Source organism: Ulvibacter sp. 2210JD10-4 (genome assembly GCF_058148525.1).
Map to the genome: position 1 here is coordinate 273,027 of NZ_JBYVJZ010000001.1, position 24,358 is coordinate 297,384.

At 36.7% G+C, this 24,358-nt stretch carries 27 protein-coding genes; 17 read left to right on the top strand and 10 right to left on the bottom strand.

Annotated features, from left to right (window positions below; all coding sequences use genetic code 11):
- The first annotated feature begins 9 nt into the window (after window positions 1-9).
- Window positions 10-1,140 carry a 3-dehydroquinate synthase gene (gene aroB / locus ACY2RT_RS01345; protein ID WP_490154069.1) on the top strand — a complete coding sequence of 377 codons (1,131 nt, stop codon included), beginning with the start codon at window positions 10-12 and terminating at the stop codon, window positions 1,138-1,140.
- Window positions 1,141-1,219: 79 nt separating this feature from the next.
- Window positions 1,220-1,513, top strand: a complete 294-nt coding sequence (locus ACY2RT_RS01350) for a hypothetical protein (RefSeq protein ID WP_490154070.1) — start codon at window positions 1,220-1,222, stop codon at window positions 1,511-1,513.
- A gap of 28 nt (window positions 1,514-1,541) precedes the next feature.
- Here ACY2RT_RS01350 and ACY2RT_RS01355 read toward each other — a convergent pair whose 3' ends face one another.
- The 3 genes from ACY2RT_RS01355 to ACY2RT_RS01365 form a co-directional block, all read right to left on the bottom strand.
- Window positions 1,542-2,057: a DinB family protein gene (locus ACY2RT_RS01355; RefSeq protein WP_490154071.1), complete on the bottom strand. Its 516-nt coding sequence runs from the start codon at window positions 2,055-2,057 to the stop codon at window positions 1,542-1,544.
- Between the two features lie 62 nt (window positions 2,058-2,119).
- Window positions 2,120-2,599, bottom strand: a complete 480-nt coding sequence (locus ACY2RT_RS01360) for an Lrp/AsnC family transcriptional regulator (RefSeq protein ID WP_490154072.1) — start codon at window positions 2,597-2,599, stop codon at window positions 2,120-2,122.
- A gap of 65 nt (window positions 2,600-2,664) precedes the next feature.
- On the bottom strand, window positions 2,665-3,810 hold the full coding sequence (locus ACY2RT_RS01365; RefSeq protein WP_490154073.1) for a M14 family metallopeptidase: 1,146 nt from the start codon (window positions 3,808-3,810) through the stop codon (window positions 2,665-2,667).
- 294 nt (window positions 3,811-4,104) lie between these two features.
- Here ACY2RT_RS01365 and ACY2RT_RS01370 point away from each other — a divergent pair, with 294 nt between their 5' ends.
- From ACY2RT_RS01370 to ACY2RT_RS01390, 5 genes are all read left to right on the top strand, one after another.
- Complete coding sequence (locus ACY2RT_RS01370) at window positions 4,105-4,518, top strand: helix-turn-helix domain-containing protein (RefSeq protein WP_490154074.1); 414 nt, start codon at window positions 4,105-4,107, stop codon at window positions 4,516-4,518.
- A gap of 43 nt (window positions 4,519-4,561) precedes the next feature.
- Window positions 4,562-4,933: a DNA topoisomerase IV gene (locus tag ACY2RT_RS01375; RefSeq protein WP_490154075.1), complete on the top strand. Its 372-nt coding sequence runs from the start codon at window positions 4,562-4,564 to the stop codon at window positions 4,931-4,933.
- Window positions 4,934-5,758 carry a TerC family protein gene (locus tag ACY2RT_RS01380; RefSeq protein ID WP_490154076.1) on the top strand — a complete coding sequence of 275 codons (825 nt, stop codon included), beginning with the start codon at window positions 4,934-4,936 and terminating at the stop codon, window positions 5,756-5,758. It begins immediately after the preceding gene.
- A gap of 11 nt (window positions 5,759-5,769) precedes the next feature.
- Window positions 5,770-6,237: a PaaI family thioesterase gene (locus ACY2RT_RS01385; protein WP_490154077.1), complete on the top strand. Its 468-nt coding sequence runs from the start codon at window positions 5,770-5,772 to the stop codon at window positions 6,235-6,237.
- 128 nt (window positions 6,238-6,365) lie between these two features.
- Window positions 6,366-7,280, top strand: coding sequence for a hypothetical protein (locus ACY2RT_RS01390; protein ID WP_490154078.1), 915 nt, complete (start codon window positions 6,366-6,368; stop codon window positions 7,278-7,280).
- On the opposite strand, the gene mscL is transcribed toward ACY2RT_RS01390, so the two are convergent.
- The 4 genes from mscL to ychF form a co-directional block, all read right to left on the bottom strand.
- Window positions 7,281-7,709 (bottom strand): large conductance mechanosensitive channel protein MscL, encoded by a 429-nt coding sequence (gene mscL, locus ACY2RT_RS01395; RefSeq protein ID WP_490154079.1) that lies wholly within the window; start codon window positions 7,707-7,709, stop codon window positions 7,281-7,283.
- Between the two features lie 8 nt (window positions 7,710-7,717).
- Window positions 7,718-10,396, bottom strand: coding sequence for a DNA gyrase/topoisomerase IV subunit A (locus ACY2RT_RS01400; RefSeq protein ID WP_490154080.1), 2,679 nt, complete (start codon window positions 10,394-10,396; stop codon window positions 7,718-7,720).
- A 2-nt stretch (window positions 10,397-10,398) separates the two neighbouring features.
- Window positions 10,399-12,249: a DNA topoisomerase IV subunit B gene (locus ACY2RT_RS01405; protein ID WP_490154081.1), complete on the bottom strand. Its 1,851-nt coding sequence runs from the start codon at window positions 12,247-12,249 to the stop codon at window positions 10,399-10,401.
- A 156-nt stretch (window positions 12,250-12,405) separates the two neighbouring features.
- Complete coding sequence (gene ychF / locus ACY2RT_RS01410; RefSeq protein WP_490154082.1) at window positions 12,406-13,500, bottom strand: redox-regulated ATPase YchF; 1,095 nt, start codon at window positions 13,498-13,500, stop codon at window positions 12,406-12,408.
- A gap of 133 nt (window positions 13,501-13,633) precedes the next feature.
- Between ychF and ACY2RT_RS01415 the strand changes: the two genes are divergently transcribed.
- The gene (locus ACY2RT_RS01415; protein WP_490154083.1) at window positions 13,634-14,119 is read left to right on the top strand and encodes a hypothetical protein; all 486 of its coding nucleotides are present in this window, start codon (window positions 13,634-13,636) and stop codon (window positions 14,117-14,119) included.
- On the opposite strand, the gene ACY2RT_RS01420 is transcribed toward ACY2RT_RS01415, so the two are convergent.
- Window positions 14,116-14,913 carry an alpha/beta hydrolase gene (locus tag ACY2RT_RS01420; protein ID WP_490154084.1) on the bottom strand — a complete coding sequence of 266 codons (798 nt, stop codon included), beginning with the start codon at window positions 14,911-14,913 and terminating at the stop codon, window positions 14,116-14,118. The two genes, ACY2RT_RS01415 and ACY2RT_RS01420, sit on opposite strands and share 4 nt — an antisense overlap.
- A gap of 1 nt (window position 14,914) precedes the next feature.
- Window positions 14,915-15,775, bottom strand: coding sequence for an alpha/beta hydrolase (locus ACY2RT_RS01425; protein ID WP_490154085.1), 861 nt, complete (start codon window positions 15,773-15,775; stop codon window positions 14,915-14,917).
- Window positions 15,776-16,067: 292 nt separating this feature from the next.
- On the opposite strand from ACY2RT_RS01425, the gene ACY2RT_RS01430 reads away from it, so the two are divergent.
- The gene (locus ACY2RT_RS01430; RefSeq protein ID WP_490154086.1) at window positions 16,068-16,592 is read left to right on the top strand and encodes a hypothetical protein; all 525 of its coding nucleotides are present in this window, start codon (window positions 16,068-16,070) and stop codon (window positions 16,590-16,592) included.
- A 60-nt stretch (window positions 16,593-16,652) separates the two neighbouring features.
- On the opposite strand, the gene ACY2RT_RS01435 is transcribed toward ACY2RT_RS01430, so the two are convergent.
- Window positions 16,653-17,003: a 4Fe-4S dicluster domain-containing protein gene (locus tag ACY2RT_RS01435; protein WP_490154087.1), complete on the bottom strand. Its 351-nt coding sequence runs from the start codon at window positions 17,001-17,003 to the stop codon at window positions 16,653-16,655.
- 64 nt (window positions 17,004-17,067) lie between these two features.
- On the opposite strand from ACY2RT_RS01435, the gene ACY2RT_RS01440 reads away from it, so the two are divergent.
- The 8 genes from ACY2RT_RS01440 (at window position 17,068) to ACY2RT_RS01475 (ending at window position 24,345) form a co-directional block, all read left to right on the top strand.
- Window positions 17,068-18,120 carry an acyl-CoA reductase gene (locus tag ACY2RT_RS01440; protein ID WP_490154088.1) on the top strand — a complete coding sequence of 351 codons (1,053 nt, stop codon included), beginning with the start codon at window positions 17,068-17,070 and terminating at the stop codon, window positions 18,118-18,120.
- 65 nt (window positions 18,121-18,185) lie between these two features.
- The gene (gene serC / locus ACY2RT_RS01445) at window positions 18,186-19,253 is read left to right on the top strand and encodes a 3-phosphoserine/phosphohydroxythreonine transaminase (protein ID WP_490154089.1); all 1,068 of its coding nucleotides are present in this window, start codon (window positions 18,186-18,188) and stop codon (window positions 19,251-19,253) included.
- 28 nt (window positions 19,254-19,281) lie between these two features.
- Entirely contained in the window at window positions 19,282-20,238 is a 957-nt protein-coding gene (locus ACY2RT_RS01450; protein ID WP_490154090.1) for a D-2-hydroxyacid dehydrogenase, read from the top strand.
- A gap of 44 nt (window positions 20,239-20,282) precedes the next feature.
- On the top strand, window positions 20,283-20,918 hold the full coding sequence (locus tag ACY2RT_RS01455) for a DUF937 domain-containing protein (RefSeq protein ID WP_490154091.1): 636 nt from the start codon (window positions 20,283-20,285) through the stop codon (window positions 20,916-20,918).
- Window positions 20,919-21,035: 117 nt separating this feature from the next.
- On the top strand, window positions 21,036-21,437 hold the full coding sequence (locus tag ACY2RT_RS01460; protein WP_490154092.1) for a DUF6146 family protein: 402 nt from the start codon (window positions 21,036-21,038) through the stop codon (window positions 21,435-21,437).
- Complete coding sequence (locus ACY2RT_RS01465) at window positions 21,434-21,736, top strand: DUF6787 family protein (RefSeq protein ID WP_490154093.1); 303 nt, start codon at window positions 21,434-21,436, stop codon at window positions 21,734-21,736. Before ACY2RT_RS01460 ends, ACY2RT_RS01465 begins: the two co-directional genes overlap by 4 nt.
- Window positions 21,737-22,063: a hypothetical protein gene (locus ACY2RT_RS01470; protein ID WP_490154094.1), complete on the top strand. Its 327-nt coding sequence runs from the start codon at window positions 21,737-21,739 to the stop codon at window positions 22,061-22,063.
- Between the two features lie 50 nt (window positions 22,064-22,113).
- On the top strand, window positions 22,114-24,345 hold the full coding sequence (locus ACY2RT_RS01475) for a TonB-dependent receptor (protein ID WP_490154095.1): 2,232 nt from the start codon (window positions 22,114-22,116) through the stop codon (window positions 24,343-24,345).
- Window positions 24,346-24,358: the final 13 nt, after the last annotated feature.

A 24,358-nucleotide genomic window follows, 5' to 3' on the forward strand; every position in this document is an offset into this window, starting at 1 on the left:
TTGAAAATAATGTTCACAAATATAGTTAGATTTGACATCTCTTTAAACAACTACTTAAGTTTCACACCAATGAAAGTGATAAGAAAAGATCGTGGCTCGGTATATTGTAATGATGGTGTTTGGAATGCCTTGAATGCACAATTGCTTGAGCTACAGCCTTCCAGTTTTTTTATTCTTACAGATACCAATACAAAAAAATATTGCCTTCCATTTTTTTTAGAACGACTTACCACTAAAGGAGTTGTAGAAGTTCTTGTAATCCCAAATGGAGAAGCACATAAGAATATTGACACTTGCTTACAACTTTGGAATGAGTTATCACAAAAAGGAGCGGATAGAAAAAGTTTGATGATCAATTTAGGCGGTGGCGTGGTGACAGACCTGGGAGGCTTTGTAGCCAGTACGTTTAAACGAGGGATTGAGTTTATCAACATCCCTACTTCCCTACTCGCCATGGTAGATGCTTCCGTGGGAGGTAAAAACGGTATAGACCTGGGGCCTGTAAAAAATCAGATTGGAGTTATTAAAGATCCTTATTCGGTTTTTATTGATACTATTTTTTTAAAAACATTGCCTGAAGCCGAAATTACTTCTGGATTTGCAGAAATGTTAAAACACGGCTTAATCACTTCTGAAGATTATTGGGAACGAATACAACTGTTCGACCTTTTGAAACCGCTAGAGGCTTGTGAACTTATCTGGGAATCTGTCGGAATCAAAAATAAAGTGGTTACCATCGACCCTTTAGAAAATGGATTGCGTAAAACACTGAATTACGGGCATACATTGGGCCATGCCATAGAATCATACTTTTTGGAAACTTCAGAAAAGGAAACCTTGCTGCATGGTGAAGCAATAGCCATTGGGATGATCCTCGCAACATATATTTCTTCTGAATTGGTATTATTCCCTAAAGAAAAACTTCAGAAAATAACTGAAACCATTCTCTCACATTTCCAAAAAGTATATTTCAATACAGAAGATATTAATGCTATAGTAATGTTGCTTAAATACGACAAAAAAAACAGCAATGGAAAGGTTAATTTTGTCCTTTTAAAAGATATAGGTGAATACAAAATCGATTGTGAGGCTTCTAATAATTTGATTTTCAGTGCATTTGATTTCTATAAAAAATTTTAAAAGTTTACGTTTAAATAATTTGACATTTTTTATTTTTTAGTAGATTTAGAGTACAAAACACCAAATTACTAACCAACTTATGAAACGCGTTATTGTAGACTTTAAAAAGCTTACTCCGGAAATTCTGTCGTTGCTTGTAGAAAAATACCCGGACGGTTATGATGATGACCACATAATTACGTTTAAAAATACAAGGAATGAAACAGTAGAAGCTGTAGAGGTGCGCACGGAAGATGCCATATATTTAGTAAAAGTAAGTTCGAGATTAGAATCAACAATGGCTAACTACGATGAAGATGATTATGACAGTGAAGACTTCAACGAGCCGATTGTAGAAATTCCAGATAAAAAAAGCCTGGATGAAGAAGAATAAAAACAGCTACACTTTCTATTATTGAACCCTATAAATATCTCTCGGAGATGATACGGCAATGATGCTTTTCATGCCCTCCTATGATAAAACCGGCAGCTCGAACAGAAAGCACACTACCGTTTGCCTTTCCGGTACGTTGCAGAGACTCATCACTTAAACTGCTGAGCAATGCAATAGAAGCTTTGCGTACTGAAGTATATTCTTCAAGAATATCATCTAAACTACGTGTGTTTGCATTAGCGTTTTCAGCAAAGGTATTTTCGTCAAAACCTACAAGTTCAGCATCATTGGAACGAGCAAAAAACAGGGCTCTATAACAAAAGACTCGCTCTGCATCAATAAGATGTACTAAAATTTCTTTCGGGGTCCATTTACCATCCTCATATCTGTATTCCAATTTTTCTTCCGAAATACTTTCAAAAAAACTTCGGGTTTCCACCAGGCCATTAACCAGCGAATCTATCAAAGATTCTTCACCAACCAGGTCAACATACATTTTGTAATAAGGATTGAATTCAGTTGCGGACATTTCAGAAATTTTCATAGTATACGATTTTGATCAAAATTAAATGTTTGATTACAGACAGACCAGAATATTTTCAGAATTTAAATGTTTTTAAAAACCGAATGCATTAGTCGTTTCTTATCGTTGATACTTTCTTCTAAGGAGATCATAGTTTCCGTACGTGTAACGCCTTCAATATCATCAATTTGATAAATAATATCTTTCGCATGGCTTGTGTCCTTAGCACGTATCTTACAAAAGATATTGAATTTCCCGGTAGTCACGTGAGCAACAGTAACATAGGGAATCTCATTGATACGTTCCAATACAAATTGTGTTTGTGAAGTCTTGTTTAAAAAAACACCTACATAGGCAATAAAGGAATATCCCAGTTTTTTATAATCGAGTGTCAAGGAAGATCCGGTAATGATTCCGGCCTCTTCCATTTTCTTAACACGTACATGCACTGTACCGGCGGAAATTTGCAATTTTTTTGCAATATCGGTAAAAGGTGTTCTTGTATTCTCAATAAGCATATCAAGAATTTGATGATCGGTATCGTCTAATTTAAATTTTGCCATCGCCGGGGAAGTAAGATTGTTTTACATTGTAAAAATAATACGTTTTTAGTATTAAAAGAAGATTTTTACGGAAAAATAACAATAGAATTGTCATTTTTATTAGTAATAGTTAAAATTTTCTCTCCTTCAGAAACATATCGTTGAGAATTTATCAAAACCGATGCCCCTCCTCCGTCGATCTCTCTATGGCCGTGAAAATCTTTTAGACCTCCCAAGGTATCTATCACTGGTAAAAATATTATGGAATTATCTTCCAATACTTCGGAGTACTGTATAGCGATTGACCCCACTACATCGTTGTCGTTGTATTTTACATTTCGGATAATACAATCCTTATAGTTCACTTTATTCTCCGGTATATTGAAATAATCTTTGTAATTGACTGTAGTTTCAGTACCCCTTGTAATTTCAAATAGCTCCAGAAAAGCATAAAAAATAAGTCTCCGGGTTTCCTCTCGCAAGTAATCATTCTGGTAATGCCCTGCTTCAAATAAGATGGTTGCCACTTCTTTAGATTGGAATGTATCTCCTACACAGTTTTCGTTATACGTATCATCGTAACGCCCTATCTGACCGGGAATATATTTCTGTAGCGCCCTAGACATCCCCACGATAGCCTCCATAGAAGTTTGACGGGAAGGGGTTACACTTCTATCTATATCTGCTGCAGGTGCCAAAAAAGAAACGGTGGCGGGTAGACCGTTATCCAGACCATAAATGGTCCGTTGGTCGTGTAGATTAAGGCATAAATCCGGTTTTACATCATTAAAAAGAGTATGCAAAATTACACTTTCACGTTGTGACAAATCTTTAGCATCTCTATTTAAATCTACAGAATTAGCATTTTCACGCGTATAGAGCTGCGCACCATCAGGATTGAGCATAGGTATTGCAAAAAGTGTAAACGTATCTAAAAACTGCTTTATTTCATCTTGAAAAAAATCTTTCTGAGTCAAAAACTTAAAAAAATCGAATAATGCTTTCGTTGTTGTGGATTCATTTCCGTGCATTTGAGACCATGCCAAAACCTTCTTTTTACCCGTACCCAATTTTAGTAAAGGTATTTTTCTTCCCATTTCTGATTCGCCAAGGAACGAAATTTCGCAGATATCTGTATACGTATCCAGCAACTGAAAAATGTCTTCGTTGGTAATAAACCTGCCCTGTAATCGGGATTCAAAATACGAAGAATACCATGCGCTTATATCCATGAAGTTTAGAATCTAGTTACAAAGGTAAACAATGGCGAGTTTACAAATGTCAACAAATAAAGCATCTTATTTTGTATACTTAAGTAAACAAAGCCATGCTTATATAAAGCTAAAACTGCATTGAGAAATAAGAAATACTATATTTGTTATTTAAATATTTTATTTTCATATATTTGGATAACTCTATATAAAGTGTTAATAAAATTAATTTATATGTATTTACAGAATATTTTTGCTTTATGAAGCATAATAATTTACATTTGTAACCGTTATTTTTAAAAAGCGAATGTTACAATGGTAAACAGCCTTGATTTTGCAAAAAGACTCAAAAAAATACTCGATTATTATGGGTTATCTGCTACTGTATTTTCGGAAACCATTGACTTCAACCGCTCCACTATTTCACACTTACTTTCCGGAAGAAATAAACCCAGTTTGGAATTTGTCATGAAGGTGGTGCAAAACTTTCCGGAAGTAGAACTGTATTGGCTGCTAAATGGAAAAGGGGTGTTTCCTTCCGAAGAAAACAAAGCCACCTCTCCTACTATGCAAAAACCTGAAAAATCATCTCTGGTGGAATCTTTGTCAAAAAAGCAAAAAACTGTCGATCTTGATACATTATCTTCAGAAGTCCGGAAAATTCATTCTGATATTGAGCGTATTGTTATTTTTTACAAAGATGGTAGTTTTAAAACTTACGAAAACTGATCTATTTCCCTAAAATTTCAGAAATTCGCATAAAATTTACTCCATGCGAACTATTTCATCTCTCTTTTTACTGCTCTTACTGATAAGCTGTTATCAACCCGAACGTGATTGCTCCAAATTTAAAACTGGGACATTTGAGTTTGAAGCTGTTGTAGGCACTGAAATACTCACCACTACCTTTGTACGTAATGATTCTATAGAAATTGACTATTTTCGGGGGAAGGCAGACACTTCATCGATTCGATGGATTAATGATTGTGAATATATCGTGAAAAAACTGAAGCCTAATAATCTAGCTGAAGAAAAGGCTATTCATATGAAAATTCTAACCACCAGCGATAATGAGTATGTTTTTGAATACAATGTGGTTGGAGAAACACAAAAACAAAAAGGAACCGCTAAAAAAGTACACTAAATGTTTGAAATTTTAACCTCTCCGGATGCACTTGTCGCCCTGTTAACACTTACCTTTTTAGAAATTATTCTGGGAATAGATAATATTATATTTATTTCTTTGGCTGCAAGTAAATTACCTGCCAGACATCAAAAAAGAGCGACCAATATCGGGTTGTTCTTAGCCATGCTGATACGTATTATATTGTTGTTTGGTATTTCCTGGCTTGTTGCTATGGAAGCCCCATTCTGGCATATCAATCTATCATGGATCAAAGCCGGTGTTAGCGGGCAAGGCCTGATTCTTTTTATAGGGGGACTTTTCCTTCTGTATAAAAGTACCAGTGAAATTCATGAAAAGGTAGAAGACAAAGGCCATGATGAAAGAGAGGTGAGAAAAAGCCGTGCAACCTCTCTTAACAAGGCAATCATTCAAATATGTCTTATCAATATTGTATTTTCTTTTGATTCTATCCTAACAGCTGTAGGGATGACCAATGGTATTAGCAGTGACCCTAATGATGCACTGGTTATCATGGTCATTGCCGTAGTGATCTCTGTATTGATCATGATGATATTTGCTGCCCCTGTAGGTAAATTTGTAAATCAGCACCCTACTGTACAGTTATTGGGACTTGCATTTTTAATTTTAATAGGTTTCATGTTGATTGCAGAGGGTGCCCACCTGTCACATCTTGTAGTTTTTGGCAATGAAATTGGAGTGATTCCTAAAGGGTATCTATACTTTACCATTGCATTCTCATTGTTTATCGAATTTTTAAATATGCGTTATCGCAAAAGAACAAGTGAAATAGTAACGACGGTACCTCTGGATGATGATGAATAAGATATATGATTATGAAATTTGAACCAGATTCTTCCAATTTTAAAAAGAAGGTTGAAGATAGCTTTAACCGTCAAGAGTTCATGAAGCTCATCAATGCAAAATTAGTTGATGTAAAGCCCGGCTATTGTGAGATTCATGTCCCATATGACCGAAAGTTAACCCAACAGCATGGCTTTTTTCATGCAGGGATTGTAAGTACTGTTGCCGACAATGCAGCCGGGTATGCCAGTTTTTCTTTAATGGATGAGAACTCTTCCATATTGACCGTTGAGTTCAAACTTAATTTGATCTCTCCCGGAGACGGTGATGTACTTATCGGCAGGGCCAATGTTCTAAAAAGAGGAAAGACTTTGACCATTTGCAGGTCAGAAGTATATGTGGTGAAAAATGGAAAAGAAAAACTTTGTGCCGCTGCCCAGTCTACTTTGATAGAGCTTAAGAACAGATCTGATAAAAACGAATCTACCAATCCAAAGTAGCATTGTTAAATCAGATATTAATTCAATTTTAGTAAGAATTATAAATTAATTAAAAATAAACTTCTTCGAAGTGTAACAAACTGTTTATAAAGTTATCTTTTCATAAAGTCAATCATTAAATCGAACATATGAAAGGTATCTATAAAACATTTAATCTATTCTTTTTATTTATATCAATCCCTTTGGTCCTATCTGCTCAGGAAGGAACACTCATGAACGGTATTCAACTGGATCAATCTTTAGAAACCGTTAAAGAAAAACTAGCATCTATTTCAGAATCACACAAAATTATAACAGTAGACTCTCCCAGATTTCCTTTAGCCGAGCATAAAGAAGAACACCTTATATGCTCAAATGTTACTACTGCTAATGGCATTATCGATAAGATGATATTCACTTTTGCAGATGATAAACTTAGTTATGTGGAAGCACACGGAAATGTGACAACTGCTTTAACAAGTAAAAGAAAAGACACGGCAAGGTCCTATATGGACTATAAGTTCTATGCTAAAGATATGCTGTTTATCAATCCCAAAAAGGATATTGCCTGGGTCATGAATGAAGAAGCTTCGCATGCAAACCTGTTTACCTGGGAAAATCCATATTTAAATTTGGATTATACTCCGAAACCTATTGCTTCAACTGAAATACCGGGTTTTCTGAAAATGGGAGCTTCATTGGAGGAGTTGAAATCTCAATTGGAAGCCAATAGTAGTTTTACAACTGCTCAAGAACTGGATGGTTCAGATCCTAATGCACAATTACAAATAAACTGCTTTGGAGTAGATTACCTTGGGTTTCCCAGAAAAGTGGAAGCCCGGTTTGGGGACGGCCAACTCAACACTGTATGGATTCTGACGGCAAAAGGAGAAGAAGACCGTATTCGAAAGGCCCTCATTAAAAACTACGGAGACCCTATTTTTACAAATGATACCTGGGAAATATTTAATAATTGGCAGGTAGGTTTACGTAAGGATAAGCCGGAGATACTATTACTAACTCAAAAACTGGGTTTGCACTATAAGAACGAGTTTTCTAAGTGATCAATCTTTCTTTTTAAGTAGGTCATTTTGCTCTTCCATTAATCTTTCGATATTGGACAGCAGTTCAATGTTCTTAGGAGTTTCCACCTCAGCATTTTTAGGGTCTTCAGCCTTAGTTTTAAAACGATTCATGCCTTTGATTACCACAAAGATAGTCAGGCCTATAATCAAGAAATCAATGACTGCTTCGATCAATTCACCATATCCAATGGCAATTTCTTCAATTTCTCCTGAAGCTTCTCGGAGTACATATTTCTGCTGGGAAAAATTTACCTGATTTGTTAAGATAAGTAAAGGTGGCGTAAATATCTTTTTAACCAGAACATTGATCACCTTATTAAAAGCGGTACCCATAATAATACCTATGGCCATGTCGACCATATTTCCTTTTATGGCAAAATTTTTAAATTCCTGAAAGAAGTTTCTCATTTCAATTCTTAAAATAGTAAGGTCTGCCCTTCCTCATCTGTAGGAGGTTCTTTTTGGTTATCAATATCCTCCGGGGTTTTTTCAGAAGGAGTTTCAGCTACAATAGCTTCTTCATCAATCACATCCATTTCTTTTATGGGAATAGGCTCCGGTGCTTCATAAGGTAATGCAGGTAGTGAGTTGATTTCTAGCACTTTCTCTTTGGTCAACTGATTTCCCATAGCAGTGATTCCTTTTATAGAAATAAACTCTTCCAGATTCACTTCCAGGTTCTCCTTGCGATCCTTACCTCTTTCTTTAACAAATACAACTTCAGCCATTGGGCGGTATTCTGTAAATACACGCTCTAAGTAAGACTTTGGATGTTCTGTTATGATAGATTCATCTTTATCGGGATTGTCAATTAAAAAACGCTTTACATAAAACAATTCTTTTTCACCTTCCCAGTAAATGGCCGAAATAGGTTTTTTAGGATCCCATTTTTCAAGGACAATCATATCGTCGTCAAATCGGAGTGTTAACTCGGGAATCACAGTTTTTATAATTCCTTTCTGATTGATGATCAGCAAACGATCCTCGCTGGTAAATTCTCCTAACAGCTCACCTCGCTCATCAACGTTTAAACGTTGTACCGTGTCATCAAACCATATCTTACGTGGTTTCAGGGTAGAGAGCCCTTTTTCTTTCAGCTCAATACGCTTTACTGAGTATTTGGTGACAATATTCCCTTTAGACGCCCGGCCTTTTACCAACAGATCCGCAAAATCCAAGTCGAATTTTAATTTCTTAATACTCCCCGATTGACGTAACAATACTGTAACAACTTCTGCTTCGCCATTGGGATTAGCAGTGAAATAAAATACCTTAGATCCTTTAGTACCTGCTGTCAGGTCATACTCTTTATCTCTTGTAATGGATGTTACTGCAAAACGTTTTACATAGGTCGCACCACCGGTTCCGTCTTTGTAGATCATGTTATAGATCGTGCGTTTATCCTTCTTTTTAAAAACCGCTACATGAAGGATTCCTTTACCAACAAAGGTTTTAGAATCTACTTTGGTGACCATCATTTTACCTTCTCCTGTAAAAACAATGATATCATCAATATCACTACAATCGGTTACGTATTCATCCCGGCGCATGCTGGTACCTATAAAACCTTCTGCCCGGTTCACATATAACTTTGTATTGCGGATCACTACTTTTGTAGCTTCAATATCATCAAAAACACGGATCTCACTTTTACGTTCTTTCCCGGCTCCATAGTCTTTCTTCAATCTTTTAAAGTAATCAATGGCATAGTTGATCAAATTCGCTAAATGATGCTTCACTTGGGCGATCTGTTCTTCTAACGAATCGATCTTTTGCTGCGCTTTATCAATATCAAATTTTGAAATACGTTTGATCCGAATCTCCGTTAACCGTACAATATCTTCTTCGGTTACGGCCCGTTTTAAGTGTTTAATATGTGGCTGAAGGCCTTTGTCTATTGCTGAAATAACACCTTCCCATGTTTCTTCTTCTTCGATATCTCGATAAACTCTATTTTCAATGAAGATACGTTCAAGAGAAGCAAAGTGCCATTGTTCCTCTAATTCATTCAATTGAATTTCCAACTCGCTCTTCAACAATTCAACGGTACGGTCTGTTGACCTTCGAAGCATTTCGGAAACACCAATAAATAAGGGTTTGTTGTCTTCGATCACACAACCCAATGGTGAAATAGATGTCTCACAGGCAGTAAATGCATATAAGGCATCGATCGTTTTATCCGGTGAAATTCCACTGGGGAGGTGAATTAGTATTTCAACTTCTGCAGCAGTATTGTCTTCGATCTTTTTGATCTTAATCTTTCCTTTGTCATTCGCCTTTAAAATAGAATCGATCAAAGAGGATGTATTGGTTCCGAAAGGAATTTCGGTTACGACAAGTGTATTCTTATCCAGTTGATTGATACGTGCACGGCTTCTTATCTTCCCTCCCCGTAAACCGTCGTTATAGTTTTCTACATCTACGATACCACCAGTAGGGAAATCGGGGTATATTGTGAATCGCTTGTCTTGTAAATGCTTAATGGAGGCATCGATCAACTCAATGAAGTTGTGTGGGAGTATTTTTGTGGAAAGCCCTACAGCAATTCCTTCTGCTCCTTGTGCCAATAATAATGGAAACATCACCGGAAGATTGATAGGTTCTTTCTTACGACCATCATAGGAAGCTTGCCAACCGGTTATTTTGGGGTTATATACTACGTCTAAAGCAAACTTGGATAAACGCGCTTCTATATATCTTGAAGCCGCTGCCCTGTCCCCTGTAAGAATATTTCCCCAGTTTCCCTGTGTATCAATAAGCAGGTCCTTCTGCCCTATTTGCACCATTGCATCAGCTATACTGGCATCTCCATGGGGATGGTACTGCATGGTGTGCCCTACGATGTTGGCCACTTTGTTGTAACGACCATCATCGAGATCCTTCATAGAATGCATAATACGCCGTTGTACAGGTTTAAAACCATCTTCGATAGCAGGAACAGCCCTTTCCAAAATTACGTAACTGGCGTAGTCTAAAAACCAGTCACGATACATTCCTGTTACTTTGGTGATCGTATCGCCGGTAGTATCTTCATTTTCCCCAAGATAATCGGGGCCTGTATTTAGTTCTTCGTTGTTGTCAGGCTCTTCACTCATTATTATTCCTCAACTTTATCCAATTCAACTTTCAGGTTATTTATAATAAATTGTTGGCGGTCCGGTGTATTCTTACCCATATAAAAAGACAAGAGCTCTTCAATGCTCATAGATTTATCCAACATGACCGGGTCCAAACGAATATCTGCGCCTATAAAATGTACAAATTCATCCGGGGAAATCTCACCTAGTCCCTTAAATCGAGTGATTTCAGGTTTTGGCTTTAGTTTTTCAATAGCATTCTGGCGTTCTTCTTCGGAATAGCAATAGATGGTTTCTTTTTTATTTCGAACACGAAACAAAGGTGTTTGTAAGATATATAAATGTCCCTCTTTGATCAATTCTGGAAAGAACTGAAGAAAGAATGTAATTAACAACAAACGAATGTGCATTCCGTCCACATCGGCATCGGTTGCGATCACAATGTTATTGTATCGAAGGTCTTCCATTGATTCCTCAATATTCAAAGCTGCTTGCAACAGATTGAACTCTTCGTTCTCGTAAACGATCTTTTTTGAAAGACCGAAGCTGTTCAGTGGTTTTCCCTTTAAGCTGAAAACTGCCTGTGTATTCACATCCCGGCTCTTGGTGATGCTCCCGCTTGCAGAATCTCCCTCGGTAATGAATAAGGTTGTTTCCAGGTTTCGTTCATTCTTTAGGTCTCCCAAATGGACTCTGCAATCTCGCAATTTCTTATTGTGAAGATTCGCTTTTTTAGCACGATCCTTTGCCAATTTTCTAATTCCGGATAGTTCTTTTCGTTCCCGCTCAGCCTGCATGATTTTTCGCTGGATCTTTTCGGCAGTATCTGTATTTTTATGAAGATAATTGTCCAGTTGGGTCTTTACAAAATCATTGATGAAGGTTCGTACGGTAGGTAATTTACCTCCCATGTCTGTAGAGCCAAGCTTAGTTTTTGTCTGACTTTCAAAAACAGGTTCCATCACCTTAATACTGATAGCAGAAATGATAGATTTTCGTATATCACTGGCATCATAATTCTTACCGTAAAATTCTCGTATGGTTTTTACCAAAGCTTCCCTAAAGGCAGCAAGATGTGTTCCTCCCTGGGTAGTATTTTGTCCGTTTACAAAGCTGTGATATTCTTCGCTGTACTGGGTCTTACTATGTGTTATGGCTACTTCAATATCATCTCCCCTAAGGTGAATTACGGGGTAAAGCATGTCTTCGGAAGAAGTATTGTCCTCCAACAGATCTTTTAATCCGTTTTCTGAAAAGAATTTTTCTCCGTTAAAATCTATGGTCAGTCCCGGATTGAGATAGACATAATTCTTAAGCATTTTTGCTACATACTCACTTCTGTATTTGTAGTTCTTAAAAATACTTTCATCCGGAATAAAAATTACTTTCGTTCCTTTTCGTTTGGTAGATGTTTCAATTCCGGAATCTTCGGTAAGTTCGCCTTGATTGAATTCGGCGTATTTAATTTGATTATCACGAACCGATTCAACCCTGAAATAAGTTGATAATGCATTCACGGCTTTGGTCCCTACTCCATTGAGGCCTACAGATTTCTTGAAAGCACGGGTATCGTACTTTCCGCCGGTATTCATTTTTGAAACCACATCCACAACCTTCCCTAATGGAATTCCTCGCCCGTAGTCACGTACTTTCACCTCTTTATCCTTGATACGGATCTCAATGGTCTTACCGGATCCCATAACAAATTCATCAATACAATTATCTATTACTTCCTTAAGTAGAATATAGATTCCGTCATCCGGAGAAGAGCCATCTCCCAGTTTGCCAATGTACATTCCGGGACGCATACGAATATGCTCCTTCCAATCCAGTGAGCGTATGTTCTCTTCGGTATATTGTGTCTTTGCCATAAAAGCTTGCGAATGGTCGATAAATATAGAAGTTCACGCACAAAATTGAAACCCAAAACAGTTAAAGTAATTAACAATTGAAGGGTAAAAATTGTTAGTAAGATTAGGAGTACAAAAGTGTATGTAGAAGGTGATTAATTATGAGATACTTAAGATCTATACATTAAACCGGAAATGCATCACATCTCCGTCCTGTACCACATATTCTTTCCCTTCTACTCCAAGCTTTCCGGCTTCGCGAACTTTAGCTTCACTGCCAAAGCTCACAAAATCCTCATACTTAATAACTTCGGCGCGAATAAACCCTTTTTCAAAGTCTGTGTGGATCACACCTGCAGCCTGTGGCGCTGTAGCACCCACGGGAATGGTCCATGCTCGTACTTCTTTAACTCCGGCTGTGAAATAGGTTTGCAAATTCAATAAATTATAGGCTCCGCGAATGAGCTTTGCAGAACCAGGTTCTTCTAATCCCAGATCCTCCAGGAACATCTGGCGTTCTTCAAAAGTTTCTAATTCGGTAATATCTGCTTCAGTACCAACTGCCAATATGATGACTTCTGCATTTTCATTTTCAACAGCTTTTTTAACTTTTTCAACATATTCATTTCCGGTAGCAGCAGCATTTTCATCTACGTTACAAATATACATTACCGGCTTATCGGTAATAAATTGCATCTGGTTGATGTATTCTTCTCGCTCAGTTTCGGTAAGCTCAATCGCACGCACAGAGACACCTGCTTCCAGCCCGGACTTCACTTTCTGCAATGCAGCTTCTTCTTTCATGGCTTCTTTATTTCCGGTTCTGGCCGCTCGTTTTACCTTTTCAAGTTTCTTTTCGGTTGTTTCAAGATCCTTTAACTGTAATTCAATGTCGATTGTTTCTTTATCTCTAACCGGATCTACGCTTCCATCCACATGAACAATGTTGTCATTGTCAAAACAACGCAATACATGTAGAATAGCATCGGTCTCACGGATATTTCCAAGAAATTGATTTCCTAATCCTTCTCCCTTACTGGCACCTTTTACCAATCCGGCAATATCTACAATCTCAACGGTAGCAGGCAAAACACGTTCCGGCTGTACCAATTCTTCCAATTTAACTATACGAGCATCTGGTACATTCACCACACCAATGTTAGGCTCAATCGTACAAAAGGGAAAATTGGCACTTTGTGCCTTTGCATTAGATAAACAATTAAAAAGAGTAGATTTTCCTACGTTTGGCAATCCTACAATACCTGCTTTCATCCTTTGAAAATTTTGAGGTGCAAATATACATCTTCAAAGAAATATATAACATCTTTTATGGTAGCATTTCAGAAAATATTGAGAATATTTCAGTAACTTTATAAATGACTGTTTAATCATAAAAATTTACATCATGAAAAAAATAATTACACTAACCTTACTCGCCTGTTTTACTTTTGTTTTTACGACGCAATCTCAGGAAAATAAGACAGTTAGAGAAGAATCTACTGTAAAGCGCGTTGTTAAAAAAGAAGGCAGCAATGTGATCGTGAAAGAAGTTGAGGAAGTAAAAACCGAAACAGGTGCCGTTATTGTTGCCGGGAATGAAGAAGAAAACCAGACATTTAGCGAGGCTACCGAAAAAGATGATAAAGAAAATGTGCTGGTAGATGAAACCAATGTTGACATGAAAAATGAAGCTTTGATAGAAGCTGAAAAAAAACGTCAGGAAGACGAGCTTAAAAAATCCATAGAAGCTGCTAAGGCTGAAGCTGAGGCACAACGGAAGCTACTTGAAGAAAAAAATGCACAGCGCCTTAAAGAGTTGGAGCAAAATAGAAAAAAGCTTGAAAAGCGCAGTAAGGGAACCGGAAAACTTCAAAAAAAGAAGGATAACTAGTTGAGTAATTTGGCGATCTTCTTTTGATAAGCTGAAAATTCCATCAAATTATTATGATTCCCATGGGGAATAATAACTAACTCCAATTGCTGAGTAGGAATAAGTGCCGTAAGTTTTTTACAGGATTCTAGTGGTACTACGGTATCATCTGTTCCATGAAAAATTGTTATGGGGCAATTCACTTCTTCTATATAATTGTGAGTCGCAAACTTATATTTTAATAAATATTTTACCGGGAGAATAGGAAACCTGCTTTTAGCAACGTCTTCCATACTGTAGAAAGGGGTTTCCAGAATGAGTTCTTTTGGATTGTTCGCTGAAGCTATAAATGTTGCAAGACTAGTGCCTAATGACCTCCCGTAGATAATTATTTCATCTTCCCTATAGTTTTTTAACACATAATTGTAAAATAGCTGAGCATCTGTATAGAGTGCTTTTTCAGATAATTTTCCATTGCTTTTCCCATAAGTCCGATAATCCATTACTACAACGTCATAGTTAAACTGAGAAAAATAAGACGTGATTATACCCCAGCGCGATAAATCTCCGGCATTACCATGAAAATAAAGAATTACTCCTTTTGGGTTTTCCGTTTTAAAATGAATAGCGTTCAATCGTGCACCATCATCGGCTTCTATAAAAAATTCTTCAAAAGGCTGTGTAAAATTATAGGTATAATCTAACGGCAGTTTTGTTGGTAAGAATATAAGCTTTTCCTGCATAAAATAGGTTAATGTTAGAACAAAGGCAAACACAAAGCCAACAACTAAAATGCTTTTTTTGAGGATTCTCATGCTATCTTTTAGCTGAATGTTTTACGTGCAAACTCGTAGTGGAAAGGTCTATTTCAGTTTCTTTAGACGTAATGATCTCTTCCAGTATCTTATGATATTCTTCAAAGTTGTTTAAATTTTTATGACCACCGCCAATCACAGGATACAAACGTGTTTGTTTCGGCTTTATTTGAGATAATTTCACACTGCTTTTAAAAGGAATGAGTTTATCTTGTGTTCCATGAATGATCCGTACCGGGCAATTCACATACTTAAGCCATTTATAGGTTGGCATGGGATATCTCAAAATAACAGATAGTGGCATAAATGGCATATATCTGCCGGTAACTTTTGTGAGACTGTAGTAGGGAGCATCCAGAATAAGCATTTTTGGATTGTTCATAGAAGCCAGCTTGGTAGCAAAACCGGAACCTAAAGAACGTCCGTAGAGTATTATATATTTTTCCTGTACGCGCTCCCTTATTTTATTGTAGATATACTGAAGGTCATGTTTAATAGCTTTTTGAGAACGCTTTCCTGTACTTTTCCCAAAACCACGATAGTCTACCATAATGACGTCATACTTGTTTCGAGTAAAATCTATTGCAAACTTCCCCCATCCTTTTATACTTTTTGAATTTCCTTTCAAATACAATACAACACCCTGTGGATCCTCTACCCTGAAATGAAGCCCATTAATAATGGCCCCGTCCCGAGTCTCAATATTATACTCTTCTACAAGTTGATTTTTATATAAGAACTGAAAGTCTTTTGGAAGTTTTTCCGGTTTGAATAAAAAATATTCCTGCAAATAATACAACAGGATACTGATAACAATATAAATTACCAGAACAATAAGAAGAATACGTAACCAAACAGGCATCTGTTGCTTTTGCTTTAAAAATACAAAATTAAATAGATGTACACCTATATGTTAGAAATACAAACAAGCCAGTTTTTAGCACTTACGAAATTTAGCTAAAGTTAAATGTTCTATATAATGCAAATACAGCTATAGCCAGTGGGAAATAAGCTGAAACAGCTCTTGTTTTAAGAATCTTTAAGTTAAAAACTGTTAAATAGGCAAAGATTTAGGATAGGTTTATATAGGTGTTATCACTATTTAACACATGTTTTATATACTTTTGATCATACTAATTTAAAACATACCAAAAATGAAAAAGATTTTAATAATACTAGTATTGGCTGTAGTTCCTAATGCATTTGCACAAGAGAATATAAATGAGAAAAAGGAAACCACCATTACAAAAACCATTGTTAAAGATAGTAAAGGAATGGATGTTTCTACAAAAGCCGTGACCGAAACCGAAAAGCAAGCAATTGCGATCGAAGGTCAGGTGGACAGAACAAATTTTAATACTTCTATGACTCCTGCTACTGTTAATACAGAGGTTAATTATTTAAAAGACGGAACTAATTATAGTTTTGCAAATGAGAATAAGGGATACAAAATGCTTGAAATGACAGAAAATGGTAAAAGTGAGTTTGCCTTATTGAAACCAACCTCAAGGAATGGATATTTTATCCTTTCTCAAAAAGGAGATAACTCTTTTGGATATTTTGATGATGGTGGGAATTTTGTAGTAGAAAGTTATGATACTGAAAATGATGTTATAATTACAACTATTTACAAACTGGAAGTGAAGGAGAAAAAAATTGAAAAGAAAAGTAAAATGTAATTATATACACTCCCCCGTTATATAAAAAACGCTTCAGATAATCTGAAGCGTTTTTTGTTTCTACTCACGGTGCATGAACTTCTGTTTTCCTAAAAGTGTTTCTTCACTCTCTACGTTGTCTTCATCGGGAACACAACAATCTACAGGGCATACGGCCGCACACTGGGGTTCGTCATGAAAACCTTTACACTCGGTACACTTATCCGGTACAATGTAATAGATCTCATCACTTACGGGTTCCTGGGTCTCATTTGCATCTACAGCCTTTCCATTAGGCAAAACTACTTGTCCTTCCAGATCGGTTCCATCTGCATAGCGCCAATCATCTGCTCCTTCATAGATAGCAGTATTGGGGCATTCGGGTTCGCAGGCACCGCAATTAATACATTCATCTGTTATTATAATTGCCATCGATTTTTCTTTTTCTAACTTTGTTGCAAATTTAATGCCTACAAAGGGCATCTCCAAACTTAGTATGCAATTACAACAAAGAATTAACGCATTTGTTACTTTGGGTCGATTTTTAAGGCAATTTGCTTCAGAAAAAAACACAAAACAAATTGAGATCCCTCACAATGATTCCTTCTATGAAGGTATGCTTCAGCAATTAGATTTGGCAAAAAACCATAATGGTTGGTTCACTCATGAAAATTTAAGATTTGCCTGTAAAAGTTGGTCTGAAGTTCTTTCTGAAGAGAAACTTCAGCAATGGATATCCAGTTACTCCATACCCGAAAAAGAACCTAAAACCATCGCAGTCATTATGGCGGGAAATATTCCTTTGGTGGGATTTCACGATTTTCTTTCGGTATTGATCACCGGAAATAAAGTACTGGGAAAGTTATCTTCCAATGATGGGCAACTCCTTCCCTACCTTTCCAAATATCTGATAGCTCTGGAACCCGAGTTTGAAGAGTTCATCTCATTTACAGAAGAGAAACTGGAAGGTTTTGATGCTGTTATTGCTACCGGAAGCAACAATACGGCTCGCTATTTTGACTACTATTTTGGGAAATACCCTAACATTATTCGTAAAAACCGAAACTCTGTCGCAGTGCTTACTGGAGATGAAACCCCACAGGAAATGGAATCTCTGGCTGATGATATTTTCAGATATTTTGGATTGGGATGTCGTAATGTTTCAAAGATCTACATCCCGGAGGGTTACAACTTTGATAACTTCTTTAATGGAATGTTTTCATGGAAAGAGATTATTAACAACAATAAATACATCAACAACTACGATTACAATAAAGCTGTGTATTTAATGAGTTCTGTTGCGTTGTTGGATAATGAATTTCTTTTACTGAAAGAGGATACAGGCTTTTCTTCTCCTATTTCTGTGGTTTTTTATGAATACTACAAAGACTCTTTAGCTTTAAACAAAAAGCTTCTGGAAGCAGAGAGTCATATACAATGCATCGTTTCTAAAGACAAAATTCCTTTTGGCAGTACACAAACCCCACAACTGGAAGACTTTGCAGATGGTATTGATACTATAGCTTTTTTGATGAATTTGTCTAAATAAAATTCAATTATTTAACCAAATTTTCTTGTATAATTTACATCTTTGCAGTTAACTAATTTAGTCAAATGAAAAAACATAATTTTAGCGCAGGGCCTTGCGTCTTACCTCAATCTGTTATGCAAAAAGCTTCAGAAGCTGTAATCAATTTCAATGGCCTGAATCTTTCTCTTATAGAGATCTCCCACAGAAGCAAAGATTTTGTAACCGTAATGGAAAGTGCCAGAGAATTGGCCTTAGAACATTTAGGGCTTCAAAATAAAGGCTATAAAGCATTGTTCTTACAAGGTGGGGCCAGTATGGAGTTCTTAATGACTGCATACAATCTGTTAGAGAAAAAAGCTGCTTATTTAAATACAGGAGCTTGGTCTGATAAAGCAATTAAAGAGGCTAAGACATTTGGAGAAATAGTTGAAGTAGCTTCATCTAAAGATCATAATTTCAATTATATACCTAAAAACTACACAATCCCTGCAGATGCGGATTATTTCCACTGCACCAGTAACAATACTATTTTTGGAACACAGATGCAGAATTTTCCTGAAACCCATGTTCCATTGGTTTGTGATATGAGTAGTGATATTTTTTCACGTCGGTTAGATTTTTCAAAATTTGACCTTATTTATGCAGGAGCGCAAAAAAATATGGGGCCGGCAGGAACCACATTGGTTATTGTAAAAGAAGCAATTTTAGGAAAAGTCTCGCGAAACATTCCATCAATGCTAAATTACAAAGTACATATAGATAAAGACAGTATGTTTAATACACCAGCTGTGTTTCCCGTATATGTATCTCTGTTAACTCTGGAGTGGTTAAAAGAAATTGGAGGGGTTTCGGCGATCGAAAAAATAAATAATCAAAAAGCTGAATTATTGTATTCAGAAATTGATAGAAACCCATTATTTAAAGGTTTTGTAGCTAATGAGGGGGATCGTTCAAAAATGAATGCTACCTTTAATTTGATGAATGAAAACCACAAAGATCGTTTTGACATGTTATGGAAAGAAGCAGGAATTAACGGTTTGAACGGCCATAGAAGTGTTGGAGGTTACAGAGCGTCTATGTATAATGCACTGTCTTTGGAAAGTGTTGAAGTATTAGTAGATGTCATGAAAGAATTTGAAAGAAGAGCATAATTAAAAAACTAAATATTTAGATTATATAATGAAAGTATTAGCAAACGACGGAGTTTCACAATCGGGAATTGATGCTCTCGAAAAGGCCGGAATTGAAGTTATAACTACAAAAGTAGCTCAGGAACAACTCATTAATTACATCAATGAACATGAAATAGATGTGGTGCTGGTACGCAGTGCAACTAAAGTCCGCAAAGATGTTATTGATGCATGCCCAAGCTTAAAAATAATTGGCCGTGGCGGAGTTGGTATGGATAATATTGATGTGGAATATGCCCGCGAGAAAGGATTGAAGGTTATTAATACTCCTGCAGCATCTTCTGCTTCTGTTGCCGAACTGGTCTTTGCTCATCTATTTGGAGGAGTTCGTTATTTACACGATGCGAACCGTAATATGCCTTTGGACGGTGATAGCCGATTTAAAGATCTCAAAAAGAACTATGCCGGAGGAAATGAATTAAGAGGAAAAACAATAGGGATCATTGGTTTAGGACGTATTGGGCAGGAAGTTGCAAAAATAGCTCTTGGCTGCGGCATGAGAGTTATTGCAAGTGACAGCTATGTAGGCGAAGCAAATATTACTCTGGAGTTTTACGATGGACAAAAAGTAACTCTTAGAATTAAAACCGAGCCCATTTCAGAATTAATTAAACACAGTGATTTCATTACGCTTCACGTTCCGGCACAAAAAGATTATATCATTGGGAAAAAAGAAATTGAACAGATGAAGAATGGAGCTGCGATCATTAATGCTGCACGTGGAGGTGTTATTGATGAAGTAGCACTTATCGAAGCTTTGGATAGCGGAAAGCTTTCTTTTGCAGGTTTAGATACTTTTGAAGAAGAACCTACTCCCGCCATTAAAGTGTTAATGAACCACAAGATATCCTTAAGCCCGCATATTGGTGCTGCTACACAAGAAGCCCAGGATAGGATCGGTACAGAACTTGCAGAGCAGATCGTATCTATTTTAAATCAGGCTTAGTATATAATTTTATATATTTAGCTTTTAACACTCAAAACGAAAAAATGGCAGGATTATTAGATTTATTAAACAGTGACTTAGGAAAACAAATTATTAGCGGTGTAAGTAATGACACGCACCAACCTGAAAATAAAACGGCAGAAGTAGTATCCATGGCACTTCCCCTTTTAATGGGAGCAATGAAACGAAATGCTTCGAAGCCAGAAGGAGCGGCAGGGCTTATGAATGCTCTGAACAGCAAACACGACGGAAGTATTCTCGATAATCTGGGAGGCCTTTTTGGAGGAGGAGTCAACGAAGAAGTTAAGGTAGATGGTCTGGGGATATTGGGCCACGTATTAGGAGGTTCGCAAGACAATGTTGTAGGAGCCCTTTCAAAAAAATCCGGAATGGATAGCGGTTCGGTAATGCAGATCCTTTCTGTCATAGCTCCAATAGTACTAGGCTATTTGGGGAAACAAACAAAACAACAAAACGTACAATCACAATCCGGCCTTGACGGACTCTTAGGTGGAATGCTGGGTGGAGGCCGTAAACAACAAAATAAGCAACAAAGCCTTATCGAAACCCTTCTGGATGGAGATGGAGATGGTAGTGTTGTTGACGATATTGCCGGAATGGTTTTAAACAGCGGTTCTAAAAAAGGAGGCGGATTACTGGGCGGATTATTTGGAAGATAATACTCTACACCAGCTACAATTTTGTAAAACCACGTTTCTACGTGGTTTTTTTGTTAAAGGCCGTTAAAAAAGTACATCAAAAATGAATTGTTTTGTAACTTTATGAAAATTGATGCCATGAAGTATTTAATAGCTCTTTTAATTGTTGCTCTTGGGATTTATAGTTGTGAATCCGGCAAATCTACCATGGAGGGTGATGCAAAGATAGCAGCAACGGACACCTTGCGTATTGCAAATGATAGCTTGGAATACGAAATATTGATCATTGAACCGGGGTTTAGTTCCTGGGTACTTACACAACCTCCCAGAGGTTATAATGGAATAAGTTATCTGGAAACCAGAAACTATCAGTATGTATTGGAATATAACAACAGAGTTCGTAACACTTCTTTTTCCAGAATCTTATATCCTCAGGAAATAAATTACGATCCTTCCATTCATTACGGTTTAGAGGTAAATTATTTATTATACAACTATTTTAAATATTTTGAACAAAAATATAAGCAGAAGCTACGATGAACAAACTGAAACTTCGTTGGGGTATTGACTCCAACTGGCAACTTTTTGTGATTTTCCTTGTTTTCGCCATTACGGGAAGTACTTCTGCTAAATTTGCTGCGCCGGCAACAGACTTGGTAGGTATCACTGCAGAGATGGGATGGTATATCTATTGGCCCGTACGAATTTTAATTATTTTTCCTCTCTACCAGATATTATTAATTATTTTTGGGTGGTCATTTGGAGAATATCAATTTTTCTGGAACTTCGAAAAGAAAATGCTTCGTACTATGGGATTAGGTTTTTTGATCAAAGAATAAATGAGTTATAGGAAACAAATACTGCATAGTCTTTCAGCTTTTCTATTAACGTTGGCATTGTTGCTGCCTGCAGCTATTCAGTTTTCACATATTCTTGAAAGCCACCAGCACACTGTATGTACTAATTACACTATACATTTACACGAAAAGAAAACAGATTGCCCTATTTGTGACTTTCAGATTTCAACCTTCAATTTTAAACCGTTAGAGCCTCTTGATTTTTCAATTGTTAGTTTCTTCAATGAAATTGAAGTTACTTATACTTCCTCATTAAAAAAACAGCTTCTTACACATCCTAATTTAAGAGACCCTCCTCTATCATCTTAATATACAGATAATTATATCAGTTTATTAATATATTAAGAAGTTTATAGAAAATGAAAACCTATTATTTCCTGCTATTAGCAATATTGACCATTGCTAAAGCAAATTCGCAATATACCCTCTCAGGTACTGTAAATACAGAAAGCAACGAACCGTTATCTGCAACCGTATATTTACCACAATTGGAAAAAGGGACTGTAGCAGACCTAGACGGAAAATATGTTATTAATAATATCCCTAAAGGAACTTACACAGTAATTTATTCTCTATTAGGGTATGCCACACTTTCAAAAAAGATAAGCTTTTCAGAAAACGAAACAGTTATTGAAAACATTCAGCTAACGGAAAGTGCTGTAGAGATCGAAGAAGTGATTATCTCAACGCCCTTCCACAAGTTACAAAGTGATAATGTAATGAAAGTGGAGCGTGTATCTGTTGACCAATTAAAAACCAAGGGAGCTATGACCCTAGCCGATGGAATCACTAACATAGCAGGCGTGGAATCCATTAGCACAGGCGTAGGTATTGGAAAACCTGTAATACGGGGGCTAAGTGCAAACAGGGTGTTAACCTATTCGCAAGGAATCCGCTTAGAAAATCAACAATTCGGTGATGAACATGGTTTAGGTGTCAATGAAGCTGGTATTGAAAGCGTCGAAGTCATCAAAGGACCTGCTTCACTTCTTTATGGAAGTGATGCATTGGGTGGGGTTTTATACTTAAATCCAGAAAAATTTGCTTCCTTTGGAGCTACAAAGGCAGATGCAGGTAGTACTTTTTTCTCTAATACGCTAGGAACTGCGTCAAGTCTTGGTATTAAAGCTTCTTCAGAAAAATTTAAATTTTTGGTTCGTGGAGTATATGTAACGCATAGTGATTATAAAACCGGAGATGATCTTAGAGTAACCAATACCCGTTTCAATGAAAGTGATTTTAAGACCGGTGTTCGTTTTCAGAATTCAAAAATTAAGTCTACACTTCGATACAATTACAACCGTTCTAATATTGGTATCCCCGAAGAGATTGGTGAACAGAGTACAAATAAAGATTTGTTGCAACCGTTTCAGGAAATTGATAACCATATTTTAAGCTGGGACAATACACTTTTCTTTACCAATTCCAGTCTAAATATTAAAGCCGGCTATTTATTTAACGACCGCAGAGAGTATGAAGAAGAAGAAGAAACGAGAATAGCAGTCACAGAAGACCCGGCACTTCGGCTAAAACTCAATACTCTTAACTATGATGTAAAGTACAACCTCCCTTTGTTAGGTAAGTTTGAAAGCATTGTAGGTGTACAGGGTATGTACCAAACCAATAAGAATTTTGGTGAAGAGATCTTGATTCCTGATGCTACAACTACAGATATTGGAGTTCTCGCGACCACACATTATCATTTGGAAAAAGTGGATATTCAGGCAGGTATTCGTTTTGACACCCGGACCATTGACAGTGAAGCTGCAAGCCCTATTACTGCAGAAGACCACATCGCTGCGATCAATAAAAGTTATAATAGCTTCAATGCGGCTTTGGGTGCAAAAATAGACATCAATAAAAATATAATAGGTCGGTTGAATTTAGCGAGTGGTTTTCGGGCACCTAATCTGGCTGAATTAACTTCCAATGGAGTGCATGAGGGAACCAACCGATATGAAATTGGAAATCCAAACCTCAATAATGAGCAAAATTTTCAAACAGATGTTTCATTAGAATTCAGGAATGAACACTTTGAAGTTGTCGCAAATGGATTTTATAATTTAGTAAATGACTATATTTTTATTACCCCTACCGGAGAAGTGATCGAGGATAATATTGTCTACAATTATGTACAAGGAGATGCGAACCTGTTTGGTGGCGAGTTTGGATTGCATGTACACCCACATCCTCTGGATTGGTTGCATTTTGAGAGCAATTTAGAAACTGTAACCGGGAAATTAAAAGACGGAGGGTATTTGCCATTAATTCCCGAAAACTCCATTAGAAATACTTTTAGAGTTGAATTCAACAGTAATGAAAGAATAACAGACACTTATGCTTTTATAAGGCTCAAAAGTACTTTTGATAAAAATAATGTTAGTGAGTTTGAAACAGCCAATAAAGGGTACAATTTATTGAGTCTGGGTGCCGGAAGCAGTTTTGTTATTGATAAATTTCTTTTAAAAGCCGGTATAAATGTGACCAACCTAACCAATCAAAATTACATTTCGCATTTGTCACGGCTTAAACCGGATGGAATTGCCAATATGGGGCGGAGTATTAATGTAAATATAAAATTAGAGTTATAAAAAAATGCCCTAA

Bases quoted from the DNA above. Each gene is read 5' to 3' on its own strand.
- ACY2RT_RS01355 (WP_490154071.1), bottom strand. From the start codon at position 2,057: ATGAAAATTTCTGAAATGTCCGCAACTGAATTCAATCCTTATTACAAA.
- ACY2RT_RS01365 (WP_490154073.1), bottom strand. From the start codon at position 3,810: ATGGATATAAGCGCATGGTATTCTTCGTATTTTGAATCCCGATTACAG.
- ACY2RT_RS01455 (WP_490154091.1), top strand. From the start codon at position 20,283: ATGGCAGGATTATTAGATTTATTAAACAGTGACTTAGGAAAACAAATT.
- ACY2RT_RS01440 (WP_490154088.1), top strand. From the start codon at position 17,068: ATGCAATTACAACAAAGAATTAACGCATTTGTTACTTTGGGTCGATTT.
- ACY2RT_RS01435 (WP_490154087.1), bottom strand. From the start codon at position 17,003: ATGGCAATTATAATAACAGATGAATGTATTAATTGCGGTGCCTGCGAA.
- aroB (WP_490154069.1), top strand. From the start codon at position 10: ATGTTCACAAATATAGTTAGATTTGACATCTCTTTAAACAACTACTTA.
- ACY2RT_RS01460 (WP_490154092.1), top strand. From the start codon at position 21,036: ATGAAGTATTTAATAGCTCTTTTAATTGTTGCTCTTGGGATTTATAGT.
- ACY2RT_RS01385 (WP_490154077.1), top strand. From the start codon at position 5,770: ATGAAATTTGAACCAGATTCTTCCAATTTTAAAAAGAAGGTTGAAGAT.
- ACY2RT_RS01425 (WP_490154085.1), bottom strand. From the start codon at position 15,775: ATGCCTGTTTGGTTACGTATTCTTCTTATTGTTCTGGTAATTTATATT.
- ACY2RT_RS01415 (WP_490154083.1), top strand. From the start codon at position 13,634: ATGAAAAAAATAATTACACTAACCTTACTCGCCTGTTTTACTTTTGTT.
- mscL (WP_490154079.1), bottom strand. From the start codon at position 7,709: ATGAGAAACTTCTTTCAGGAATTTAAAAATTTTGCCATAAAAGGAAAT.
- ACY2RT_RS01430 (WP_490154086.1), top strand. From the start codon at position 16,068: ATGAAAAAGATTTTAATAATACTAGTATTGGCTGTAGTTCCTAATGCA.
- ACY2RT_RS01475 (WP_490154095.1), top strand. From the start codon at position 22,114: ATGAAAACCTATTATTTCCTGCTATTAGCAATATTGACCATTGCTAAA.
- ACY2RT_RS01465 (WP_490154093.1), top strand. From the start codon at position 21,434: ATGAACAAACTGAAACTTCGTTGGGGTATTGACTCCAACTGGCAACTT.
- ACY2RT_RS01390 (WP_490154078.1), top strand. From the start codon at position 6,366: ATGAAAGGTATCTATAAAACATTTAATCTATTCTTTTTATTTATATCA.
- ACY2RT_RS01360 (WP_490154072.1), bottom strand. From the start codon at position 2,599: ATGGCAAAATTTAAATTAGACGATACCGATCATCAAATTCTTGATATG.
- ACY2RT_RS01400 (WP_490154080.1), bottom strand. From the start codon at position 10,396: ATGAGTGAAGAGCCTGACAACAACGAAGAACTAAATACAGGCCCCGAT.
- ACY2RT_RS01350 (WP_490154070.1), top strand. From the start codon at position 1,220: ATGAAACGCGTTATTGTAGACTTTAAAAAGCTTACTCCGGAAATTCTG.
- ACY2RT_RS01470 (WP_490154094.1), top strand. From the start codon at position 21,737: ATGAGTTATAGGAAACAAATACTGCATAGTCTTTCAGCTTTTCTATTA.
- ACY2RT_RS01420 (WP_490154084.1), bottom strand. From the start codon at position 14,913: ATGAGAATCCTCAAAAAAAGCATTTTAGTTGTTGGCTTTGTGTTTGCC.
- serC (WP_490154089.1), top strand. From the start codon at position 18,186: ATGAAAAAACATAATTTTAGCGCAGGGCCTTGCGTCTTACCTCAATCT.
- ACY2RT_RS01405 (WP_490154081.1), bottom strand. From the start codon at position 12,249: ATGGCAAAGACACAATATACCGAAGAGAACATACGCTCACTGGATTGG.
- ACY2RT_RS01370 (WP_490154074.1), top strand. From the start codon at position 4,105: ATGGTAAACAGCCTTGATTTTGCAAAAAGACTCAAAAAAATACTCGAT.
- ACY2RT_RS01380 (WP_490154076.1), top strand. From the start codon at position 4,934: ATGTTTGAAATTTTAACCTCTCCGGATGCACTTGTCGCCCTGTTAACA.
- ACY2RT_RS01450 (WP_490154090.1), top strand. From the start codon at position 19,282: ATGAAAGTATTAGCAAACGACGGAGTTTCACAATCGGGAATTGATGCT.
- ACY2RT_RS01375 (WP_490154075.1), top strand. From the start codon at position 4,562: ATGCGAACTATTTCATCTCTCTTTTTACTGCTCTTACTGATAAGCTGT.
- ychF (WP_490154082.1), bottom strand. From the start codon at position 13,500: ATGAAAGCAGGTATTGTAGGATTGCCAAACGTAGGAAAATCTACTCTT.